The sequence below is a fragment of the Natrialba chahannaoensis JCM 10990 genome, from assembly GCF_000337135.1.
Taxonomy (GTDB): Archaea; Halobacteriota; Halobacteria; order Halobacteriales; family Natrialbaceae; genus Natrialba; species Natrialba chahannaoensis.
On record NZ_AOIN01000020.1, the window covers coordinates 1 to 1164 of the forward strand.

General features: G+C 62.4%; 1 pseudogene. It reads left to right on the forward strand.

Annotation, left to right across the window (positions count from 1 at the left end):
* Nucleotides 1-1164 (forward strand): annotated as a pseudogene (locus C482_RS02445) (hypothetical protein); the annotation flags it as partial.

A 1164-nucleotide genomic window follows, 5' to 3' on the forward strand; every position in this document is an offset into this window, starting at 1 on the left:
GAACGCGGCGTTTCAGCGGCAACTGATGGGTGGGACGTACCCGGAGAGCGAAGACAGTGCTCGCTCCGGCGAGCACGTCGAGGGCGAATGGGGCGACGTCGCTACGATCATGCTCACGCGGACGGGTTCATCGAAGCCGGACGGTGAGCGGGTGCCGCCGGTCGATCACGGCGACCGCGTGGCCCGCACGTGGTCGCAGGGTGACGTGTACGACGTGGTGCGGAACGCAGCGGAGTACCATCTCGGCTTAGAGTCTGAACAGTGGGGGTACGTTCGTGGTGACGACGTGCACGGGTTGGATGCTGAGAATCCGGGAGAGAACGCCTGTTACGTGCATTGTCACGATGCTATTTACATCGACTTGCAGGCAACAGGGCTACGCGACACGTTCGACACGGACCACGAGATCGTGGCTGTGTTGGAGAACACGTTCTACCCGGCGATTGAGAAGCACATCGAAGCGTGTGACTTGGCGAAACCAGAGGCTCATACCCGCGAGAAGGCCATAGAGGTGCGCTTAGACTTGGAGGAACCGGCGGGATACGCGACGGAGTACCTTCGGCTACAGGAGGACACGCCGATGATGGAGATGCCGGTCGAAATGCAGGCGTTCGCAGCTATCGAGTGGGCGCAGAACCGGCAGAGGATCGCTCGCTCGCAAGTTTTCAATGATGCCGCGAAAGCGGACCTATGCCTTCAGGACAAGGAGCGAGTGCACGGCCACCGCCTGAAGTACGACGGGAAGGGTAACGTCGTGTGTGCTCGCTGTGGCTCTGCTGTTGGGATCGGTGCCGATACGATAGCAGAGTACCGGCTGTCGTCACAGTCGTCGTCTGACGGCCAGCAGGCGGTCGCTGATGGTGGTCATGAGTACGTGGTCGGATACCGGACGGGCGAGCCACCGGCAGCGGCAGAGGCTCGGTCACAGGTTCGTGAGTACGTCGAGGCGCACGGGGTGCCGGACTCGGTGCCGAACGTGATGGGGTCGCTGGGGATCGCACCGCAACACAAGCAGGTGGTCGAGGAGGCCGTGGCTGGAGTAAACACAGCTGAGGAAGTCGAGCCGGTCTATGGCGAGCCGCCGGAGATTCCAGCTGAGTACGAGCTGGTCGAGATCGTCAACCCGGACGGATCGATAGAGGCAACGGGTGGTGGTGGGGGGGG